Raw genomic sequence first — 20,581 nt, 5'->3', positions numbered from 1 at the left:
AGGAGCAAGAGTGGGACGGATCAACGTGCGGCTCGTGGCGGGAGTGGGAGCACTCGCCCTCGTCGCGGCCGGCACCGCAGGTTGCGGCGGCCGTCAGGGCGCCGCCGCCACGGACGACACCGCGAACGCCGTCACCTGCGAGGTGGCCGAGAACACCCGGGTGGGCATCGCCACCGGCAACGCCACCGGCGTCTACTACGTGGTCGGCAACGCCCTGGCCGGGCAGCTCTCGAACAGCACCGAGGGTCGGCTCACCGGCACGGCGGCCGAGACCGGCGCGTCGGTGCAGAACATCGAACAGCTCGTCGGCGGCCAGTACGACGTGGCGTTCTCGCTCTTCGACACCGCCGTCAACGCGGTGCAGGGCAAGGGCACCTTCACCGCGCCGCAGCCGGTCGAGGCGCTGGCCCGGATCTACGACAACTACACCCAGGTGGTCGTCCGGGCCGACGCGGGGATCAACTCCGTGGCCGACATGAAGGGCAAGAAGATCTCCACCGGCTCCCCCAAGTCCGGCACCGAGGTCATCGCGAACCGCCTGCTGGAGGCCGCCGGACTCGACCCGGCCGCAGACGTCCAGGCGCAGCGTCTGGACCTGACCAAGACGGTCGAGGGCGTAAAGGACGGCAGCCTGGACGGATTCTTCTGGTCCGGCGGCGTACCCACCGGTGGTGTGACGGACCTCTTCACCACGGCCGGGGACAAGGTCAAGTTCGTCGACATCACGCCGTTGTTGCCTAAGATGAGCGAACTGAACCCCGCGTACCAGGCCGGCACGATCGGCAAGGACGTGTACTCCACTGTGGCGGACACCCCGACCATCGTGGTCCCCAACGTGCTGCTCGTCCGCAAGGACCTTGACGCCAACGTGGCCTGCGCGATCACTCGGACGGTGTTCGAGAAGAAGGACGCGCTGGCCCAGGCCAACCCCGCTGCCAAGGGCATCGCTCTGGACACCGCCCGCAAGACCGACCCGGTCGGTCTGCACCGGGGGGCGGACAAGGCGTTGCAGGACCTCGGCGCGAGCTGACCGACCCTGGCCGGGCCGGTGCCTCCCGTGGGCCCGGCCCGGCCACCCCTACCTCGGGAGACCCCCGTGCCGCTGCCCTCACTGGCGCGCGTACGCCGGCACAACCGTCCGTCCGATCACACTGGTCGACTGTGGTCGGTGCGTACGCAGCTTCTCGCACCGATCCTCGTCGCCACCGCCGGACTGCTCGCCCTGGGCGCGATCCAGACCGACAGCGCCCTGTCGACCACCCGCGACGCCGAACGCGCCCGGGTGCTGGCTGGCACCGCCACCGCCACCGTGTCACTGGTGCACGAGGTGGAGCGGGAGCTCGGCGAGACGGCAGCCCTGCGTCAGCGCGGCGGGACCTCCGGCCGGCAACTGGTTGACGCCCAGCGGCAGCGGGTCGACGAGGCCGTGACGCGGTACCGATCGGCCAGCGGGGACGCCCGGCGGGCCGCTCCCGACCTGGGCCGTTCGTTGGACGGCGTGGACGAACACCTCGTCCAACTCGACGAGGCCCGGGTGGCCGCACTGGGCTCCGCGACCGCCGACCCGACCTACGTGGCACTGGTGGAGTCGCTGCTCACGGTCGCCGACGCGCTGCCCGCCCAGGTCCGCGACCCGGAGCTGGCCAACCGGGCCCGCGAGGTGGCCGCAGTCGCCGCCCAGGAGCACCTGGCGTCGCTGGAACGGGACCTGCTGCGCACCGTCTTCGTCCGGGGCGAGTTGGCCGAGGGCGAACTGGTCCGGCTGGGCCGACTGCGGGGCGCGGCGGAACAGCGCCAGGCCGAGTTCTCCCGGATCGCCGGTGCGGACGCCACGGCCACGTACACCCGGTTGATGGAGAGCAGCGACGTCTCCACCGCCCGGCGGATGCGCGACAGCGCGCTGAACGCGGACCGCGAGCCGGCCGCGCTCGGCACCGACGGCGACGCCTGGTTCGTGGCACAGAGCGGCACCATCCGCCGGTACAACCTGCTGGGCCGCGAACTCTCCGACGAACTCGACCGCCGGGCCGCCGCGTTGGCCGCCGACGCCCGCCAGCGGGCGCTGGTCACCGGCGGCTCCACCGGTGCGCTGGCGCTGGCCTCGCTGATCGCCGCCGCGATGCTTGCGGTACGCACCAGCCGCCGGCTGCGGCGACTCCGGGTGGCCGCGTTGACCATGGCGCACCGGGAACTGCCCGAGCGGATCACCGCGATCTCGGCCGGCGACAGCGGTTCCGGTGCCGGTCCGGCCTCCCAGGCCACCGCCGGGATCAGTCGCGGGCGCGACGAGATCGCCCAGGTGGCGGAGGCGTTCGACACGGTCAACCGGGCGGCCCTGCGGCTCGCCGGTGAGCAGGCCGAGCTGCGCATGGACGTGACCCGGATGGTCGAGGCGCTGGCCCGCCGGATCCGTACGCTGATCACCCGGCAATTGCGTCTGCTCGACGAGTTCGAGCAGGAGGAGACCGATCCCGACGCGCTGGCCCGGCTGTTCGCGCTCGACCACCTGGCCGCCCGGATGCGGCGTAACGGCGAGAACCTGCTGGTCCTCGCCGGTGGCGAACCGGGCCGCTCGCACGAGGGCCCGCACCTGCTGGCCGACGTGGTCCGGGGTGCCGCGTCGGAGATCGAGGAGTACGCCCGGGTCGAGATCGACGTACCGGCCGCCGCAGTGCACGGCTCGGCCGTAGGCAACCTCGTCCACCTCCTCGCCGAGCTGTTGGAGAACGCCACCGCCTACTCCCCGCCACACGCACCGGTGCACGTCGACGGTCGACGTACGGTCGACGGGCTCACGTTGCGCGTACACGACCAGGGCATCGGCATCGGCGAAGGCCGGCTGGCCGAGATCAACGAGCGGCTGCGCGCACCGGCCGTCCTGTCCAGCGCGGCGGCCGGCAGCATGGGCCTGCACGTGGTGGCCCACCTGGCCGCACGGCACGGCGTGCAGGTCCGGCTGCACAGCGCCGGTGCCGGCACGGTCGCCCAGGTGGAGGTCCCCGAGGCGATCCTCACCCGGGTCGAGGAGGTCAAGGGACGGCCGTCCGCCGCACCCCGGGCCACGCCGCCGGGTGCCGCCTGGTTCCGGTCGCCCGACGGTACGCCCGGCGGCATCGGGGTGGGGCGGCCCCGGGTGGACGTGGGCACCGCACCGGAGCAGTTCAACGTCCACCGGGCCCCGACGATGACGTTGCCGGTGGTCCACGCCGCCGCCAACGGCTCGTCCGGCTGGTCGGGTGGCGGGATGGGCGCTGGGGCAGGTGCCGGGATGGGCGTCGGAGCAGGCGTCGGGCCCGGCCAGGCACCGCCGAGCTGGCCCGGTGCCGGGGCGGGACAACCGCCGCCGGACTGGTCGGCGCACGCCCCCTCGGACGGTCGACCCACCTGGTCGACAGCCGGCGCGGCTACCGCGAGTGGGCTGCCCCGGCGTACCCGTGGCGGCGGGTTGCAGTCCGAACTGCAGGACACTCCACCCCCATCGGCCGACGCCGACCTGCTCGACCCCGAGGTGGTCCGAGCCCGACTCACCGCCCTGTCGGCCGGGGTGGCCCAGGCGATGCGACGCAACCAGCAGACCAGACACACCGGGAGACCAGAATGATGCCCAACGTCAGCGCCGGCCTGGACTGGCTCCTGGCGAACTTCGCCGAGCAGGTTCCGGACGTGTCGCACGCCCTCGCCGTCTCCGGCGACGGGTTGCGACTGGCCGCCTCGCCCCACCTCTCCACCGACCAGGCGGACCAGCTCGCCGCCGTGATCAGCGGTCTGGCCAGCCTGACCGTCGGCGCGGCGCGGTTGATGTCCGCCGGCCGGGTACGCCAGCAGATCGTCGACATGGACGGCGGAGTGCTGCTGGTGATGGCGGTCGGTGACCGCGCCCTGATCGGGGTGCTCGCCTCCGCCGGATGCGACCTGGGCCAGATCGGCTACGAGACGGCCACCCTGGTCCAGCGGGTCGCCGAGGCCCTCGAACCGGCGACCCGGACCTGGGCGGAACACGGCGGGGTACCGGCGTGACCGGGCCGGATGTTCGCGCTCCCGTGCCTGCCGCCGCAGGTCGCAGGACGGGTGCCGGGGTTCGCGGGCGGGGTCGGCGTCTGGTGGCGGCGGTGCTGGCGGTCGCGCTCGTCGCCGGCTGCGGTGCCGAGGCCACTCCGGAGCCCCGCCCGTGGCACGACGGGCGCATCTTCCTGGCCACCGGGAACACCACCGGCGTCTACTACCAGCTCGGCGGCGGGTACGCCGACATCATCAGCCGACACCTGCCCGGTTACGAGGCCCGCGCCGAACCGACCGGAGCCTCCGGCGAGAACATCACCCGCCTGGTCGAGGGCGACATGGAGATCGCCTTCAGCCTGGCCGACACCGCCGCCGACGCCAGCGCCGGCCGTGGCGCGTTCGACGGCCGACCCCACCCGGTCCGGGCCCTGGCCCGGGTCTACAGCAACTACACCCACGTCATCGTCCGCGCCGACGCCCAGATCACCGACCTCGCGGCGCTGCGCGGCAAGCGGGTCTCCACCGGTTCACCCAAGTCCGGCACCGACGTCATCGCCGCCCGGCTGCTCACCGCCGCCGGGCTGGACCCCGAACGGGACGTACGCCGGGCCCGGCTGTCACTGCCCGAGACGGTCACCCGGATGCGCGCCGGAAGCCTGGACGCGATGTTCTTCTCCGGCGGCCTACCCACCCCCGGCATCGCCGACCTGCTCAGCGGCGCGCCGGACCAGTTCGCCCTGCTGCCGATCGCCGAGCTGGTCGAGCCGCTCAACGCCGAACACGGCTCGGTCTACACCACCGCCGAGCTGCCCAAGGACGCCTACGACACGCCGAGTGGCACCCCCACCGTCACGGTGGCCAACGTGATCCTGGTCAACGCCGACATGCCCGAACAACTGGCGTACGACCTGACCCGACTCCTCTTCACGTACCAGACCGACCTGGCCCTGGCACATCCCGAGGCGCGCAACTTCGACCGTCAGAGCGCTGCCTCCACCGACCCGATCCCCCTGCACCCCGGCGCCGCCCGCTACTACCGGGGCGGCTGACCCCGCCCGCCCTCGCGTGGGGTGGTTCCGATCCGGATAGATCTTGGCGCGAAAGTGCCCTCGGGGAGCGGCGCTCACGTACCAAGATCCTTCCGGGTCCTGCCCGGCGTCCGCTATGGGCGCTCGATGAGCTGGGTGACAAACGCACGCCAGGAATCGGAGCCGAAGACCAGCACCGGCCCGACCGGATCCTTGGAATCACGTATGGCCACCACACCGGACAGGTTGTCGGCCGCCTCAACGCAGTTGCCGCCGTCGGGACCACTGCGGGTGCTCTTGCGCCACCGGGCGTCAGTCAATTCCATCTCTCCGCCACCTCCGTCATCGGGACACCGTCGACCCGTCGTGCCCAATGCCCCGCGCCGAATCTTGGACACTTACCGTTTGGAACTAACGGAAACTGTCCAAGATTGACGCGGACTCCAGGTGTCGAGGGCCGCTACGGGCGCTCGGCGAGTTGGGTGACGAACGCACGCCAGGAGCCGGGACCGAAGACCAACACCGGCCCGGTCGGGTCCTTGGAATCACGTACGCCCACCACACCCGACAGGTTGTCGGCCACCTCCACGCAGGCACCACCCTGCCCGTTGCTACGAGTGCTCTTGCGCCACCGGGCGTCAGTCAATTCCATGTCTCCGCCACTTCCGCGATCAGATCGAGGGACTGCTGTTGCGATAGTGCCTCACCCCGGATCGACTCCCAAACCTCGACCATCTGCCGCAGATAGTCGGCACGGTCCACCACCTGCCCGTGGAGCTGTCCTTCCTGATAGACGACGTCCTCCCCGTGCGGCGGACTGGCGACCACGAACGGGCCGTTGATCCCGGGATAGGCGCCGGCCGAGAGCGGAACGACCTGGATCCGGAGCCGGGGCACGGTCGCGCCGAGCTTCACCAGGTGGCACAGTTGCTCCCGCATCACCTCCGGTCCACCGATCCGCCGACGCAGCACGTACTCGTCGACGACGGCGGTGAACATCGGCGGACGCTCGCGGGTCAGCACGGTCTGCCGGTCCAACCGGGTCGTCACCTGCTGCTCGACCTCGTGCGGCGCGAACAGCCCACCGCCGGTAAGCAACGTGCGGGCATACGCCTCGGTCTGCAACAGCCCCGGCACACACAGCGGCTCGAACCAGCGCAGCGCAGTGGCCTCCGCCTCGATGCCGGGCCAGTCCCGGAACCACGGCACCAGGATCTCCCGGCTGAGTCGGCGTTGGATGCGCTCGAAGCGTCCGTCGGCGGCGAACACGGCGTCGCAGCGGCGGGCGAAGTCCAGGCTCGGCTTCCGCTCGCAGGTCTCCACCTTCGCCACCAGCGCCGCCGAGTAGCTGAGCGACTCCGCCAGCGCGGTCTGCGACATGTCGGCGGCGGCTCTGACCAGCCGTAACTCCTCCGCGAAATGCTCCAGCATGGACGAGCGGTCCACGGACACCCTCCGTACATCGTCGTACCGCTTGGGGACGGCTCGGGACTCGCTCGTCGTCACCGCGCCAAGCCTCCCACCGTAGTCGCGTCCTCACCAGACTGTCACGCAGCGGGACCGCTCACGGGATCGGACGGCGGGCGGAACCAGGCCGGGGCGTCGGCGTACCCGACTCGGCCGGCGCCCCATTCACCTCGACGGAGGCCCACCCATGCGATTCCGATTCTGGCGATGCCCGCCCCCGGCCGCCCCCATCCCGCTCCCCCGACGCGGAGCGCACACCAACCCGCCGCCGACCGGGCTCGCGCAGCCGCCCACCGGGCAACCGTCCACCCCACGCCTTCCGAGCGAGCCACCCACCACCAGGCGGAGTACCAACGAGCGACCCACCACCGGGCAGGCCGTCGCCGAGCGACCCGCCACCGGGCAGGCCACCGCCGGGCGAGCCACCATCGGGCAGGCCACCGCCGAGCGCCCTGTCTGGGCGACCGCGCCGACGGAGATGCTTCCGCTCAACGGCCCGGGCCCGCTGGGGTGGCTCACCCTCGCCGGACGGTGGCGGGCCAACGCCGGGCGGTGGATACCGTCGCTCCCCGGGGACAGGGACCGTTGACGGCCCGCTACCGCCCCCACGTCGCGGCCCGACCGTCCTGGCGGTGCCGGGTGTGCGGTGCCCGTTGGCCGTGCTCACCGGCTCGGCTGGCCCTGCTGGGCGAGTACCGGGAGAACCGTACCGGCCTGCTCGTCTATCTCGGCTCGATGATGTACGACGCCGCCGACGACCTGGCCGGCACCTGCCCACCCGAAGCGCTGGCCGCCCGCTTCCTCACCTGGGCCCGCCCCCGCTGACCACCCCACACTGCCCCACCCACCGCATGCCACCCGGCCCCACGGCACCCGGCCCCACGCCACCCGACCCGTGCCGATCATGGAGTTGTGGCGAGGACAGAAGAGGGTAAAACACATCATTCCGGGTGCCACAACTCCATGATCGGCGTGAGGGCCGCCTGATCAGCGTGAGGGACCGCCCCGGCGGACGGCGAGGACAGCCGCCGGAGCAAGGCGGTGGGGCGGCGAGGCGGGCAGAGCGGGGGTGGACCCGGGAGCGGCGCGGGTCAGAGGTCGGTGGGGGTGGTGGCGGCGCGGGCGGCGGCGACGAGGTGGTCGGTCTCGGCGAGTACGTCCGGGGCGTCGGTGGGGGTGCCGGGGTCGTAGCGGACCATCCAGGTCAGGCCGTCGACGCCGGACACCCGCCGGCCGACGATCCGACCGGCGCCACCGGGAACAGCGTGGTGCTGGGTGTACGCGACCGACTTGGTGACCCGGGCCCGGATCTGGTGCGGCAGCTCACCGGGATCGAGCAGCAGGTAGCGCTCGGCCGGACAGTCGGCGACCACCACGTACCCGTCCCGTTCGGCGACCTGCTCGCCGGGGGTGACGGTCAGCTCCCGGCCGGACCAGACCGCCTTGACGATGTCGTGCCAGCCGATCCGGTGGCCGCGTCCGGGCAGCCAGAGCCCCAGGTTGGTGGCCACCACCACGCCGTCGCCCTCGCCGTTGCCGGCGGCGGACCAGGCCAGCACCCGTTCGTCGCGCTCCAGTGGTGGCCGGTCGGCCTGCGGCAGCTTGCGTCGGCGGCGGAACAGTCCCATTTCTACAGCCCTCCTGCCGCCTGCTCGCGCAGCGCGCGGGCGTGCTGCTCCAGCGACAACAACTCGCCGAAGGTGGCGAAGTACTCGTCCTTGTTGTTGACCGGGTTGATCCGCTGGATCCGCGACTTGAGGTCCCGGATGCGGGCGGTGACCGAGCCCCACTGGAGGCGGGCCATGGTGATCGAGACATACCTCGGGTCGGGCTCGCCGTCGATCCGCAGCGGCTCCACGGCCAGCTCACCGACGAGGGCCTGGGCTGCCAGGTCGCCGCAGGCGTCCCGGACCGACTCGATCCACACCGCGCCACCGGCCGCCGAGGCGGCACCGCCGGCCTCCGTCACCGCCTCCCGGACCACCACGTGCACCGGGTGCCGGTAGTCGCTCGCCTCGACCGCGTCGAACATCGGCCCGGCCAACGCCGGCTCTTGGAGAGCGAGCTTGAGGGCTTCCCGCTCGACCATCGACTGCGGACTGTCCACCGCCGGTTCGGGGCGGGCGGAACGCGTCGGCGTATCCGCCGGACGCCCCGAGGCGGCGGCCAGCACCGCCCGCTGCACCGGCTCGATCTCCATGCCGAGGTCACCGGCGAGCTTGCGGACGTACTCGGGACGCTTTTCCTGGTCTTTGAGCTTGGCCACCAGCGGGGCCGCCCGGCGCATCGCCTCCACCCGGCCGTCCACGGTGTCCAGGTCGAAGCGGTTGAGCATGTGTCGCAGCGCGAAGTCGACGAGCGGCTCGCGGCGGGCCACCAGGTCGCGTACGGCCAGATCGCCCTTTGCCAGGCGCAGCTCGCACGGGTCCATGTTGTCCGGGCTGACCGCGATGAAGGTACGCCCGACGAACCGCTGGTCGTCCTCGAAGGCCCGCAGCGCGGCCTTCTGCCCGGCGGCGTCCCCGTCGAAGGTGAAGATGATCTCGCCGGCCACCGCGTCGGTGTCCAGCAGCAGCCGGCGCAGTACGCCGATGTGGTCGGCGCCGAACGCGGTGCCGCAGGTCGCCACGGCCGTCGGCACGTCGGCGAGGTGGCAGGCCATCACGTCGGTGTACCCCTCGACCACCACCACGCGGCCCTGCTTGGCGATCTCCCGCTTGGCCTGGTCGATGCCGTAGAGCACGTGCGACTTCTTGTAGATCGGCGTCTCGGGGGTGTTCAGGTACTTCGGGCCGTCGTCGTCCTCGAAGAGCTTGCGGGCGCCGAAGCCGATCACGTCGCCGGTCAGGTCGCGGATCGGCCAGAGCAGCCGACGCCGGAACCGGTCGATCAGGCTGCCCGAGCGGGCCGGTCGGGACAGCCCGGCGGTGACCAGCTCGTCGTGGGTGAACCCGCGCTGGCGCAGGTGCTTGGTAAGCGGGTCCCAGCCCTCCGGGGCGAAGCCGCAGCCGTACCGCTCGGCGGCGGCGCGGTCGAATCCCCGCTCGGCCAGGAACTCCCGGGCGGTACGCGCCCCGGCGGTGGTGAGCTGCCCGGTGTAGAACTCCACGGCGGCGGCGTGCGCGGCGACGAGCCGCTGCCGCTGGCCCTGCTGCGGGCGGGCGCGCGGGGCGGACCGGTCGTCCTCGATATAGCGCAGTTGCACGCCGGCCCGTTCGGCCAGTCGCTCCACCGACTCGACGAAGCTGAGGTGCTCGGCGTCCATCAGGAACTTGATCGCGTCGCCGCCCGCGCCGCAGCCGAAGCAGTACCAGACGTTACGGGCGGGCGAGACGTTGAACGAGGGAGACTTCTCGTCGTGGAACGGGCAGAGCCCCTTGAGGTTGCCGCCGCCGGCCGATCGGAGCGTCACCGTGTCGGAGATGACCTCGGCGATCGACGTACGCTCGCGGACCAGCGCGATGTCCTCGTCCCGAATCCGCCCCGCCATGTCGGCCACCTCCTCGGGCTACATCCTGCCCTGCCCCACCGACGGTGTAAGGAAGGGCCCCCTACTAACGCCTGCGGTAGAGCAGGGGTCCCCTCCTAACACCCGCGAAGCGTCAGCGAGGACGACGACGCAGGTAGCGCCGGACCGGCGGCGGGTCCTCCTCGCCGTAGGAGCGGGCGGTGCGGACGGCGGCGGCCAGGCCGGACCGCCGGGGGCGGCTCGGTGGCTTGAGCAGCGGATCGTCGGACATGTCCTTGACCAGCGAGGCGGCCAGCCCGAGCATCACGAGCACGAACGGCAACGCGATCATGATGGTGGCCTGTTGGAGCGCGTCGAGCCCACCGGCGAGCAGCAGCACCGCCGCGACCGCGCCGATCAGCACACCCCAGGAGACCACCAGCACCCGGTGCGGCCGGAGCGCGCCCCGCGAGGTCAGCGAGCCGAGCACCAGCGAGGCCGAGTCGGCGCTGGTGACGAAGTACAGCGCGATGAGCACCATGGCCAGCACGCTGGTCAGCGCCGCCAGGGGCAGCGCGTCGAGCAGCCCGAACAGGGCCTGCTCGGTGCTGGCGGCGACGTCGGCCACCAGGTCACGTCTGCCGGTGGTCTGCGTCCGCAGCGCGCTGCCACCCATGATCGCGAACCAGACGGCGCTGGCGCCGCTGGGCACCAGCAGGACGCCGATCACGAACTGCCGGACCGTGCGGCCCCGGGAGATCCGGGCGATGAAGGTACCGACGAACGGCGCCCAGGAGATCCACCACGCCCAGTAGAAGATGGTCCAGCCGCCGAGCCACGCCGGGTCCGAGAAGGCTCCGGTACGCGTGGACATGACCACCAGGTCGTCCAGGTAGTTGCCGATCGAGGCGGGCAGCACCTCCAGCGTGTAGATGGTCGGACCGACCACGAACACGAAGAGCATCAGCGCCACGGCGAGGAGCACGTTGACGGTGGAGAGCCACTTGATGCCCTTGTGCAGGCCGGTGAAGGCGGAGATCACGAAGGCCAGGGTGAGTGCGCCGATCACCACCAGTTCGACGGCGGTGCTGTCCGGGATGCCGGCCACCAGGTCGAGGCCGGCGGCGACCTGGAGTGCGCCGAGGCCGAGGCTGGTGGCCGAGCCGAAGACGGTGGCGAAGACGGCCAGCAGGTCGATCGTCCGGCCCAGGCCACCGTCGGCCCGGTCGCCGATCAGCGGCCGGAACGCCGCCGAGATGCTGTTCTGCCGGCCCTTGCGGAACGTCGAGTACGCCAACGCCAGCGCCACCACCGCATAGATCGCCCAGGGGTGCAGCGTCCAGTGGAACAGCGTGTACTGCATGGCCGCCCCGGCGGCCGCCTCGGTCTGCGGTTCGACACCGCTGGCCGGTGGCGGGGTGGTGAAGTGCTGGATGGGCTCGGCGACGGCGAAGAAGACCAGGCCGATGCCCATGCCGGCGCTGAACATCATGGCGATCCAGGCGAGCGTGCTGAACTCCGGCTCGTCGTCGTCCTTGCCGAGCCGTAACCGGCCGAACCGGGACACCGCCAGCACCACCGCGAGCACCAGGAACGCGTTGGCGGCGACCACAAAGAACCAGCCGAACGTGCTGGTCACCCAGGCCAGACCGGATTCGCCGAAGCTGGCCAGCGAGTCGCTCGCGAGCACGCCCCAGACCACCACGGCCAGCACTCCGCCGATGCTGAGCCCGAGCACTATCCGGTCGATCTCACCGGACGTCCGATCGGGCCGCTGCGGTACCTCGTCACTCATGGTCACCCCGAACCAATCCTCCGGTTCCCGCGCCACCACGTGCCGCAATCAGCACGAATCACCCTGGCGGGACCAGGGGATCAGCGGCACGCAGTGGCCGCCGACGGGGACGGGAACGTCACGGAGGGTTCGGGCACCTCGAACCCAATTGGATCATGACGTTAACAGGGTTCGAGGGAAAGGGCTCGTCAAGCCCTTGATCAACCGACCGGAGCGGGGACCGGAGCCTGCTCGTCGAGATCGACCTGACGGTTCCAGTCGGACTTGCTGGCCCGCCATCCCTCGTCGTCCAGGCCCCGCCGCCAGTAGCCGGAGATGGAGAGCGCGTCGCGCGGCACACCCCGTTCCACCCGCAACAGCTTGCGCAACTGGCGGACGAAACCCGCCTCGCCGTGCACGAACGCCTGCACCTCACCGGGCGGGAAGTCCAGCCCGCGTACGGCGTCGACCAGCGCCTCGCCCACCGGCCGGGCACCCCGGTGCAGCCAGGTCACCGCGACCGCGCCGGGGCTGGGCAGTGGCTGCTCGTCGAGTGGGCCGTCGACCTCGAGGAAGACGTACGCCGGCACGCCGGCCGGCAGCCGGGCCAGCGACGCGGCGATCGCCGGCATCGCGCTCTCGTCACCGACCAGCAGGTGCCAGTCCACCTCCGGGCTCGGCGCGTACGCCCCGCCGGGGCCGACGAACAGCACCTCGTCGCCGGGGCGCAGCGCGGCGGCCCACGGCCCGCCGAGGCCCTCGTCGCCGTGGTGCACCACGTCCACGGTCATCTCCCCGGTCGCCGCGTCCCAGTTCCGGACCGTGTACGCCCGCAGCCGGGGGCAGTGCTCCCGGGGCAGCTCGCGCCGGATCGCGGCGAGGTCCATCGGGCGCGGGTAGTCGACCCCGTCGACCGGGAACACGATCTTGATGTAGGTGTCGGTGTACTCGCCGAGCGGCAGCCCGACCAGTTCCTCCCCACCCAGCACCAGCCGGATCACGTGCGCGGTGGGCCGCTCGGTGCGCAGCACGCGGGCGGTGGTGACCTTGATCGGGCGCTCCGTCATCTGGTTAGGCTAACCTAACTCGCCCGGGGGTCGTCCACCCCGGTGCCCGATCCCCGCCCCCGACCGCCTCCCGACGGCACGCGACGGGGTGTGACGGGGTGTGATGTTAGGAGGGGTCCCTTCCTATACACCAGGCGTTAGCAGGGGACCCTTCCTTACATCGCTTCCTTACATCTCACCCGTGCCGAGCAGGCGGGTGTGCCAGGAGAGTGCGGCCGGATCGGTCAGCGAGGCCACCTGGTCGACGACCACCCGCAACCGGGCGGCGTCGTCCGACGCGGCCCGCCACGACGGCGCGAACACCGGGTCGAGCAGATCCGGCGCCCGCCGCGCCAGCACGGCCACCAGATCGGTCAGGATCTCCCGTTGCCGCTGGTACCGTGCCGCCGCGCCGGGACGGCGCATCACGTACCGCAGCGCGATGCCCTTGAGCAGCGCACACCGGGCCCGCAACGGCCGGGGTACGACGAGGTCGGCCTCGTACCGGCGGTGCGGCCCGGGCCCGTACCGGTCGGTGGTGGCCGCCACCGCGGTCGCCACGAACCGGCCGGTCAACACGCTGGTGGTGGCCTTGAGCGCGGCCTGCGCCCGGTGACTGCCGTCGTACCCGGCAAGCGGGGCGAACACCGGATCGGCCAGCAGGTCCAGCAGCGCCTGCCCCAGGTAGTCGGGCGACTCGGCCGAGTAGACGGCGGCCACGTCGGCGCAGAGCCCGGCCCGCTCGTCGGCGTCGACCCGTAACGGCTCCAGGGTCAGGTACCCGCCGTGGATGCCGTCCTCGACGTCGTGCACCGAGTACGCCACGTCGTCGGCCCAGTCCATCACCTGCGCCTCCAGGCAGCGCCGCTCGCCGGCCGGGCTCCCCTCCCGCAACCACTGGAAGACCGGCAGGTCGTCGGCGTACACCCCGAACTTGCGCCGGCCGGGTCGGCGGGTCCACGGGTACTTGCCGACGGCGTCCAGCGCGGCGCGGGTCAGGTTCAGTCCGGCGGAGGTGCCGTCGGCGGCGTACACCTTGGCCTCCAGGCGGGTGAGCACGCGCAACGTCTGCGCGTTGCCCTCGAAGCCGCCGCAGTCGGCGGCCACCACGTCCAGCGCCGCCTCGCCGTTGTGGCCGAACGGCGGGTGCCCCAGGTCGTGGGCGAGCCCGGCGGTGTCCACCACGTCCGGGTCGCAGCCCAGCCGCGCGCCCATCTCGCGGGCGATCTGCGCCACCTCCAGCGAGTGGGTCAGCCGGGTACGCAGGAAGTCGTCGGTGCCGGCCGTGTGCACCTGGGTCTTGGTGGCGAGCCGCCGGAAGGCCGCCGAGTGCAGCACCCGGGCCCGGTCCCGCTCGTACGGGGACCGGCCGTGGCCGGCGTCCTTGGCCGGCTCCGCCACCCAGCGCGCCTCGGCGCCGTCAGCGTTCAATCCCCCGCCTGCCGCAGCACGCAGAACTCGTTGCCCTCCGGGTCGGCCAGCACCGTCCAGTCGTCGCCGTCCTGGCCGACGTCCACGTGCCGCGCCCCCATGTCGACCAGCCGTTCCACCTCGGCCTCCCGGTCGGCCGGGCGCAGGTCGAGGTGCAGCCGGTTCTTGCCCTCCTTGACCCCGCTCCCGCGCACGAACAGGAGACCGGGCAGCCGGTCGGCGGACTCCCGGATCTCCACCTCGTGCGGCAGCTCGCGCACCACCTGGTACCCGAGCGCCTCGGCCCACCAGCGGGCCAACCGGCCCGGGTCGCGGGCGTCCACGGTCAGATGCGTCCAGACGCTGGTCATGCCGGCACCGCCGCCCGGCCGTCGGCTCGGCTTCCCAGCAGTGCGGTACGCGGTTCCATCCGGCCACCCTTCGCGACGACGGTCCACGGGCGAGCCCAGGTTACGCCCGGTCGGCCGGTGCGGCCCGGCCACGACGTGCCCCTGTCGTGGTCACATCCCCCGATCAGTCGAGAGTTGCCGACCGATTGCCGACGGTCACGGGATCGCCTAACTTGACGCCGACAGGTAGCGTCGCCACTGCGGAACGTCACTTGTTGAGGCGGAGACACGACCGGTGGGAGAGACACGCTCGTGAACGCGGAAACGATGATGGGCACCGAGTTGCGCGGGTTGCGTCGCCGCCGCCCCGAGATCGCCGGCGTGGTCCTCGCCGGCATGGACGGCCTGCTGATCTCCAGCGACCTGCCCACGACCGATGCCACCCACCTCGCTGCCCTGGCCGCCGCCAGCTTCGGCCTCGGCCACCGGATGGCCACCACCGTCCGACGCGGTGAGTTCCACGAGTCCGTGGTGCACACCGCCGCCGGCTGTGTCGTCACCTACCCCGCCGGCCGCGACGCCCTGCTGACCCTGGTCGCCGAGCCGGGCGCGGATCTGGTCGCGCTGCGCGAGGAGGCCCGGCGCCTCGTCGACCGGACCGGTGCCGCGCTCGCCGCCCGGCACCGCCCGACGTTGCCGACGCAGCGCCCCGATCCGCACGCCCCGCTGGCGGTACGCACCCCGATGGCCACCCTGCCCAGCCGGCGCCCGCACCGCGACCCGTACATCACCTGGCGTCGCCCGCCGATGTGAGCCCGGGACAGTGCTCCCCGATACCGGGCCGGTGGACGCATGTCCACCGACCCGTCCGCGTCACCGGCTGTCCGAGCCCGCCGTGACCACCGCGGCCCGCCCCGCCTCCAGCCGGGCGACCGGCACCCGGAACGGCGAGCAGGAGACGTAGTCCAGCCCGACCGAGTGGAAGAAGTGCACCGAGTCCGGGTCCCCGCCGTGCTCGCCACAGACCCCGAGTTTCAGCCCGGGGCGGGCGGCCCGTCCCTCCTCGGCGGCGATCCGCACCAGTCGGCCGATCCCGTCCGCGTCGATGGACTCGAACGGTGAGATCCCGAAGATGCCCAGCTCCAGGTAGCGCCAGAAGAAGGCACCCTCCACGTCGTCGCGGGAGAACCCCCAGCCCATCTGGGTCAGGTCGTTGGTGCCGAAGGAGAAGAACTCGGCCGCCTCGGCGATCTGCCCGGCGGTCAGCGCCGCCCGGGGCACCTCGATCATCGTTCCGATCAGCACCTCGACGTCGCTGCCGCCGACCACCTCGCCGATGATCCGCTCTGCCTCCGCGCGTACCGTCTCCAGCTCCTGCACGGCCCCGACCAGCGGCACCATGATCTCGGGGCAGGAGCGTACGCCCTGCCGGGTGCACTCCACCGCCGCCTCGGTGATCGCCCGTACCTGCATCGCGAACAGGCCGGGGATCACCAGGCCGAGGCGTACGCCGCGCAGCCCCAGCATCGGGTTCTCCTCGTGCATCCGGCGTACGGCGGCCAGCAGCGCCTCCTCCTTGGCGACGTCCTCGCCGCGCTCCTGGGCCACCGCCACGTCGACGGCGAGCTGTTCCAGCGGAGGCAGGAACTCGTGCAGCGGCGGGTCGATCAGCCGGACGGTGACCGGTTGCCCGTCCATCTCCCGGAAGATCCTGACGAAGTCCGCCCGCTGCAACGGCAGCAGCGCGGCCAGCGCCTGCTCCCGCTCCTCCGCCTCCCGCGCCAGGATGAGCCGTTCGACCAGCTCACGCCGGTCGCCGAGGAACATGTGCTCGGTGCGGCAGAGCCCGATGCCCTCGGCACCGAAACGCCGGGCCCGGGCCGCGTCGGCGGCGGTGTCGGCGTTGGTGCGTACCGCCAGCCGCCGCGCGGCGTCGGCGTGCGACATGATCCGGTGTACGGCCCGGACCAGCGCGTCGTCCGTGGTCTCCGGGTCGAGTTCGCCCTCGAAGTACTGCACCACCTCGGACGGCGTAGCCGGCACCTCGCCCAGGTAGACCTTGCCGGTGGTGCCGTCGATGGAGACCACATCGCCCTCGGTGACCGTCCGCCCGGCCACGGTGAACCGCCGGCCGGGCACGTCGATGTCCAGCTCGTCGGCGCCGGAGACGCAGGTCTTGCCCATCCCCCGGGCCACCACGGCGGCGTGGCTGGTCTTGCCGCCACGCGAGGTGAGGATGCCGCGCGCGGCGATCATGCCGTTCAGGTCGTCCGGGTTGGTCTCCCGACGGACCAGGATCACGTCCTGGCCCTCGCCGGCCAGCTCCACGGCGCGGGCCGAGGTGAAGACGACCTTGCCGACGGCGGCGCCCGGCGAGGCGCCGATGCCGGTGGCGACCGGCTGGAACCCGTGGTCGAGTTGGAAGCGCGGGAACATGAGCTGGGCCAGTTGGGCGCCGTTGACCCGGTGCAGCGCCTCGTCCAGGTCGATCAGGCCCTCGTCGACGAGCTGACCGGCGATGACGAACGCGGCGGCGGCGGTCCGCTTCCCGACCCGGGTCTGCAACATCCAGAGCTTGCCGTGCTCGATGGTGAACTCGATGTCGCACAGGTCCCGGTAGTGCCGCTCCAGCCGGGCCATGTAGTCGAGCAGCTCGTCGTAGGACGTGCGGTCGATCCGTTCCAGCTCCTGCAACGGCACGGTGTTGCGGATGCCGGCGACGACGTCCTCACCCTGGGCGTTGGCCAGGTAGTCGCCGTAGATGCCCTGCGCGCCGCTGGCCGGGTCGCGGGTGAAGGCGACCCCGGTGCCGGAGTCCGGCCCGAGGTTGCCGAAGACCATCGCCACCACGTTGACGGCGGTGCCGAGGTCGGCCGGGATGCGCTCCTGCCGCCGGTAGACCACCGCCCGCTCCGCGTTCCACGAGTCGAAGACCGCCCGGATGGCCAGGTCGAGCTGCTCGCGCGGCTCCTGCGGAAAGTCGCGCCCGGTGTGCTTCCGGAAGATCTTCTTGTACGTGTCGACGAGTCCCCGCAGGTCGTCCGCGTCCAGGTCGAGGTCGTCGGTGGTGTTCCGGGCCCGCTTGGCCTCGTCGAGCGCCTGCTCGAACTCCTCCCCCGGCACCTCGCAGACGGTCTTGCCGAACATCTGGATCAGCCGCCGGTAGGAGTCCCAGGCGAATCTGTCACTGCCGCCGGAGGCGGCCGAATCTGCGCTGCCGCCGGAGGCGGCCGGACCGACGCTGCCGCCGGAGGCGGCCGGACCGGTGGAGGCGCCGGCCTGCCGGGCCAGGCCCACCACCGAGCGGTCGTTGAGCCCGACGTTGAGGACGGTCTCCATCATCCCGGGCATGGAGAACTTCGCCCCGGACCGCACCGAGACCAGCAGCGGGTCGTCCGGGTCGCCGAGCCGCCGGCCCATCCCCTGTTCCAGGGAGTCCAGGTGGCGCGCGATCTGGTCGGCCAACCCGTCGGGCTCCGCCCCGGTGGCGAGGTACGCCTGGCACGCCTCGGTGGTGATGGTGAAGCCGGGCGGAACCGGCAGGCCGAGATTGGTCATCTCGGCCAGATTGGCACCCTTGCCGCCGAGCAGATCCTTGAGGTCCTTGTTGCCCTCGGCGAAGTCGTAGACGTACTTGTGTTCGACCGTTTCCTGCGTCACCAAAGCCTCCCACGCGCCCGGATTGACACTTAACGAGAGTTCAGTTTCCGAATGCCCCGGGATCGACCACTGGTAATCCGGGGGACTTTTCCGATCGGTGGGCGAAGGCTAAGCGAACTTCGCGAGCCTCGGGAGCATTCGGTGACAATGGGCACAGCAATCACGACCGCACGCGTTCGTCACGGTCTTTGGGAACGTTTCCACGTGCACGAATACGCAATGGCCGGCCTCCCCGTACTCTTGACGGCACACAGCGTCACGCTCGCACCATTGCCAGAACCGCCGCGACTACACCCCTCGGAGCCGTCGTCGTGTCCACACCCCCCGCCAGCGCCCCCGTACCGCTCGAGAGCACCGGCCCGGCCGGCGTACCCGCCGCGCGGACCGGCAGCACGACGGACCGCACGCCACCCGCCGCGCCGGAGACCACCGCCGTCGGCGCGGTCGCCGCTCGGGAGGTCGCCGCCGTCGACCCGGTCGGCGGGGCGGCACGCACCACCGGGGAGCTGGCGGAGACGGCCGCGCGGGAGGCGACGGCCCAGCTCGCCCGGCCCGCGCCGGTCCGGCTCGACGACGTGGTGCCGGCCCCGGAACGGGTCACCCCGGACGCCACCGCCGACCACCTGCTCACCGCCGACACGGTGATCCGGGTCAGCGCCGAACCCGCCGCCCTGGCCGTCGCCGAGCAGCTCGCCGCGCTGCTGCGCCCCGCCACCGGGTACCCGCTGCCGGTGACCGACACCGCCGCGCCCACCCCGGCCGGCGGCATCGCCCTCGACCTGACCGGCGATCCCGACCTCGGCGCGGAGGGCTACCGGCTCGACGTCACCCGCGACGGCGTACGACTCACCGCCGGCACCGCCACCGGCCTCCACCACGGAGTCCAGACGCTGCGCCAACTGCTGCCCGCGGACATCGAGAGCCCCACCCCGGTGACCCGACGCTGGGTGCTGCCCGGCGGATCGATCCTCGACCGGCCCCGCTTCCCGCACCGGGGGGCCATGCTCGACGTGGCCCGGCACTTCTTCGGCGTACCCGACGTGCTGCGGGTGGTCGACCACCTGGCCCGGTACAAGCTCAACCGGCTGCACCTGCACCTCACCGACGACCAGGGCTGGCGGATCGCCGTCGACTCCTGGCCCGACCTGAGCACCGTCGGCGGGGCGACCGAGGTCGGCGGCGGGCCGGGCGGGTACTACACCCAGGCCGACTACCGGCGGATCGTGGCGTACGCCGCAGCCCGGCACATCACCGTCATCCCCGAGATCGACCTGCCCGGGCACACCAACGCCGCGCTGGCCGCGTACCCGGAACTCGCCCCGGACCGGACCGCCCCGCCGCCGTACACCGGCACCGAGGTCGGGTTCAGCTACGTCGACCCGGCACACGAGCGGACGTACGACTTCGTCGCCGACGTGCTCGGCGAGATCGCCGCACTCACCCCCGGACGGTGGCTGCACATCGGCGGCGACGAGGCGTTCAAGGTGCCCGCCGACGTCTACGCCGCGTTCGTCGAGCGGGTGCAGCGGATCGTCGCCGGGCTCGGCAAGACGGTCGTCGGATGGCACCAGATCGCCCCGGCCGGGCACGTCGACGGGCGGATCCTGCAGTGGTGGGGCACGAACGGCGACGACCCGCAGACCGCCGACGCGGTCCGTCGGGGCGCCCGCCTGATCCTCTCCCCCGGCAACCACGCATACCTGGACATGAAGTACGCCCCGGACACGCCGATCGGACACGACTGGGCCGGCCTCGTCGACGTACGCCGGGCGTACGAGTGGGATCCCGCCACGCACCTGACGGGCGTACCGACCGAAGCCGTGCTCGGGGTGGAGGCGCCGCTCTGGACCGAATCGGTGACGAACCTCGCCGAGATCGAGTTCATGCTGCTGCCCCGCCTACCCGCCATCGCCGAGCTGGGCTGGTCCCCCCGCCGCTCCCACGACTGGGACGCCTTCCGTCGACGACTGGCCGGGCACGGCCCGCGCTGGACCCGGGCCGGCATCACCTTCCACCGCGCACCCGAGCTCCCCTGGCCGACCGATGCCGACATCCCCACCTCCCGACTTCCGTCGGAGGTGCAAGGAAGGGTCCCCTGCTAACGCCTCGTGCATAGCAGGGGACCCCTCCTAACACCGCGCCGAAGGCGTCGGCGGGTTCGCGCGGAACAGGCGGTGCCGAGGTCTCGGCGACGGGCGCTCCGGGCGCGAGGTGCCGCCCGATTCGACCGTTAGATCCGTCTTATCCGAGAAGTTTCATGCCTGCATGGGCGATTCGTGCCCGCTTGCGGGGTGGTCCCGGCCACCCCGATCGCGGAATCATCGGCCCGGGCCGGGGGTTGTACATGGCATGACCGCGACGCCTCCCCCGGCGCCGCACCCCCCGGGAACCCGGGTCGG

At 72.2% G+C, this 20,581-nt stretch carries 17 protein-coding genes; 7 read left to right on the top strand and 10 right to left on the bottom strand.

The genetic code is table 11. The annotated features are described in order from the left end of the window. Window positions 1-10: 10 nt before the first annotated feature. From ACZ31C_RS19835 to ACZ31C_RS19820, 4 genes are all read left to right on the top strand, one after another. Entirely contained in the window at window positions 11-1,030 is a 1,020-nt protein-coding gene (locus ACZ31C_RS19835; protein WP_465796559.1) for a TAXI family TRAP transporter solute-binding subunit, read from the top strand. A 138-nt stretch (window positions 1,031-1,168) separates the two neighbouring features. Further along, window positions 1,169-3,601, top strand: a complete 2,433-nt coding sequence (locus ACZ31C_RS19830; protein ID WP_465796558.1) for a sensor histidine kinase — start codon at window positions 1,169-1,171, stop codon at window positions 3,599-3,601. Further along, complete coding sequence (locus ACZ31C_RS19825) at window positions 3,598-4,017, top strand: roadblock/LC7 domain-containing protein (RefSeq protein ID WP_117231037.1); 420 nt, start codon at window positions 3,598-3,600, stop codon at window positions 4,015-4,017. The genes ACZ31C_RS19830 and ACZ31C_RS19825 overlap by 4 nt, the downstream gene beginning before the upstream one ends. 83 nt (window positions 4,018-4,100) lie before the next feature. Then, window positions 4,101-5,048 (top strand): TAXI family TRAP transporter solute-binding subunit, encoded by a 948-nt coding sequence (locus ACZ31C_RS19820; protein ID WP_465796557.1) that lies wholly within the window; start codon window positions 4,101-4,103, stop codon window positions 5,046-5,048. Between the two features lie 113 nt (window positions 5,049-5,161). Here the strand turns inward: ACZ31C_RS19820 and ACZ31C_RS19815 are convergent, their stop codons facing one another. The 3 genes from ACZ31C_RS19815 to ACZ31C_RS19805 form a co-directional block, all read right to left on the bottom strand. Further along, a complete protein-coding gene (locus ACZ31C_RS19815; RefSeq protein WP_465796556.1) occupies window positions 5,162-5,353 on the bottom strand; it encodes a DUF397 domain-containing protein in 192 nt (63 codons plus the stop codon). 134 nt (window positions 5,354-5,487) lie between these two features. Continuing rightward, window positions 5,488-5,679, bottom strand: coding sequence for a DUF397 domain-containing protein (locus ACZ31C_RS19810; RefSeq protein WP_465796555.1), 192 nt, complete (start codon window positions 5,677-5,679; stop codon window positions 5,488-5,490). Further along, window positions 5,670-6,473, bottom strand: coding sequence for a helix-turn-helix domain-containing protein (locus ACZ31C_RS19805; RefSeq protein WP_465796554.1), 804 nt, complete (start codon window positions 6,471-6,473; stop codon window positions 5,670-5,672). The genes ACZ31C_RS19810 and ACZ31C_RS19805 overlap by 10 nt, the downstream gene beginning before the upstream one ends. A 573-nt stretch (window positions 6,474-7,046) precedes the next feature. On the opposite strand from ACZ31C_RS19805, the gene ACZ31C_RS19800 reads away from it, so the two are divergent. Next, a complete protein-coding gene (locus ACZ31C_RS19800; RefSeq protein ID WP_465796553.1) occupies window positions 7,047-7,319 on the top strand; it encodes a flavin reductase in 273 nt (90 codons plus the stop codon). Between the two features lie 266 nt (window positions 7,320-7,585). On the opposite strand, the gene ACZ31C_RS19795 is transcribed toward ACZ31C_RS19800, so the two are convergent. The 6 genes from ACZ31C_RS19795 to ACZ31C_RS19770 form a co-directional block, all read right to left on the bottom strand. Then, window positions 7,586-8,122, bottom strand: coding sequence for a hypothetical protein (locus tag ACZ31C_RS19795; protein ID WP_396753063.1), 537 nt, complete (start codon window positions 8,120-8,122; stop codon window positions 7,586-7,588). 2 nt (window positions 8,123-8,124) lie between these two features. Further along, a complete protein-coding gene (gene dnaG, locus ACZ31C_RS19790) occupies window positions 8,125-9,984 on the bottom strand; it encodes a DNA primase (RefSeq protein ID WP_465796552.1) in 1,860 nt (619 codons plus the stop codon). 112 nt (window positions 9,985-10,096) lie between these two features. Next, window positions 10,097-11,737 carry a BCCT family transporter gene (locus ACZ31C_RS19785; protein ID WP_465796551.1) on the bottom strand — a complete coding sequence of 547 codons (1,641 nt, stop codon included), beginning with the start codon at window positions 11,735-11,737 and terminating at the stop codon, window positions 10,097-10,099. A gap of 200 nt (window positions 11,738-11,937) precedes the next feature. After that, window positions 11,938-12,783: a siderophore-interacting protein gene (locus ACZ31C_RS19780; RefSeq protein WP_465796550.1), complete on the bottom strand. Its 846-nt coding sequence runs from the start codon at window positions 12,781-12,783 to the stop codon at window positions 11,938-11,940. A gap of 168 nt (window positions 12,784-12,951) precedes the next feature. Beyond that, window positions 12,952-14,193, bottom strand: coding sequence for a deoxyguanosinetriphosphate triphosphohydrolase (locus ACZ31C_RS19775; RefSeq protein ID WP_465796549.1), 1,242 nt, complete (start codon window positions 14,191-14,193; stop codon window positions 12,952-12,954). Then, on the bottom strand, window positions 14,190-14,543 hold the full coding sequence (locus ACZ31C_RS19770) for a VOC family protein (protein ID WP_449954688.1): 354 nt from the start codon (window positions 14,541-14,543) through the stop codon (window positions 14,190-14,192). Before ACZ31C_RS19770 ends, ACZ31C_RS19775 begins: the two co-directional genes overlap by 4 nt. 291 nt (window positions 14,544-14,834) lie before the next feature. On the opposite strand from ACZ31C_RS19770, the gene ACZ31C_RS19765 reads away from it, so the two are divergent. Then, window positions 14,835-15,335, top strand: coding sequence for a roadblock/LC7 domain-containing protein (locus ACZ31C_RS19765; protein WP_465796548.1), 501 nt, complete (start codon window positions 14,835-14,837; stop codon window positions 15,333-15,335). A gap of 60 nt (window positions 15,336-15,395) precedes the next feature. Here the strand turns inward: ACZ31C_RS19765 and ppdK are convergent, their stop codons facing one another. Beyond that, window positions 15,396-18,185, bottom strand: a complete 2,790-nt coding sequence (gene ppdK / locus ACZ31C_RS19760; RefSeq protein ID WP_465796547.1) for a pyruvate, phosphate dikinase — start codon at window positions 18,183-18,185, stop codon at window positions 15,396-15,398. 308 nt (window positions 18,186-18,493) lie between these two features. Between ppdK and ACZ31C_RS19755 the strand changes: the two genes are divergently transcribed. Further along, the gene (locus ACZ31C_RS19755; RefSeq protein ID WP_465796546.1) at window positions 18,494-20,284 is read left to right on the top strand and encodes a beta-N-acetylhexosaminidase; all 1,791 of its coding nucleotides are present in this window, start codon (window positions 18,494-18,496) and stop codon (window positions 20,282-20,284) included. The last annotated feature ends 297 nt before the right edge of the window (window positions 20,285-20,581 follow it).

It is taken from the genome of Micromonospora sp. NPDC023869 (assembly GCF_055559695.1).
Note: the sequence above shows the minus strand (reverse complement) of the source record. Positions and strands in the feature narration are given on the sequence as shown.

Excerpts from the sequence above, each read along its gene's own strand:
- ACZ31C_RS19825 (WP_117231037.1), top strand. The coding sequence starts at position 3,598 with ATGATGCCCAACGTCAGCGCCGGCCTGGACTGGCTCCTGGCGAACTTC.
- ACZ31C_RS19815 (WP_465796556.1), bottom strand. The coding sequence starts at position 5,353 with ATGGAATTGACTGACGCCCGGTGGCGCAAGAGCACCCGCAGTGGTCCC.
- ACZ31C_RS19810 (WP_465796555.1), bottom strand. The coding sequence starts at position 5,679 with ATGGAATTGACTGACGCCCGGTGGCGCAAGAGCACTCGTAGCAACGGG.
- ACZ31C_RS19795 (WP_396753063.1), bottom strand. The coding sequence starts at position 8,122 with ATGGGACTGTTCCGCCGCCGACGCAAGCTGCCGCAGGCCGACCGGCCA.
- dnaG (WP_465796552.1), bottom strand. The coding sequence starts at position 9,984 with ATGGCGGGGCGGATTCGGGACGAGGACATCGCGCTGGTCCGCGAGCGT.
- ACZ31C_RS19785 (WP_465796551.1), bottom strand. The coding sequence starts at position 11,737 with ATGAGTGACGAGGTACCGCAGCGGCCCGATCGGACGTCCGGTGAGATC.
- ACZ31C_RS19780 (WP_465796550.1), bottom strand. The coding sequence starts at position 12,783 with ATGACGGAGCGCCCGATCAAGGTCACCACCGCCCGCGTGCTGCGCACC.
- ACZ31C_RS19770 (WP_449954688.1), bottom strand. The coding sequence starts at position 14,543 with ATGACCAGCGTCTGGACGCATCTGACCGTGGACGCCCGCGACCCGGGC.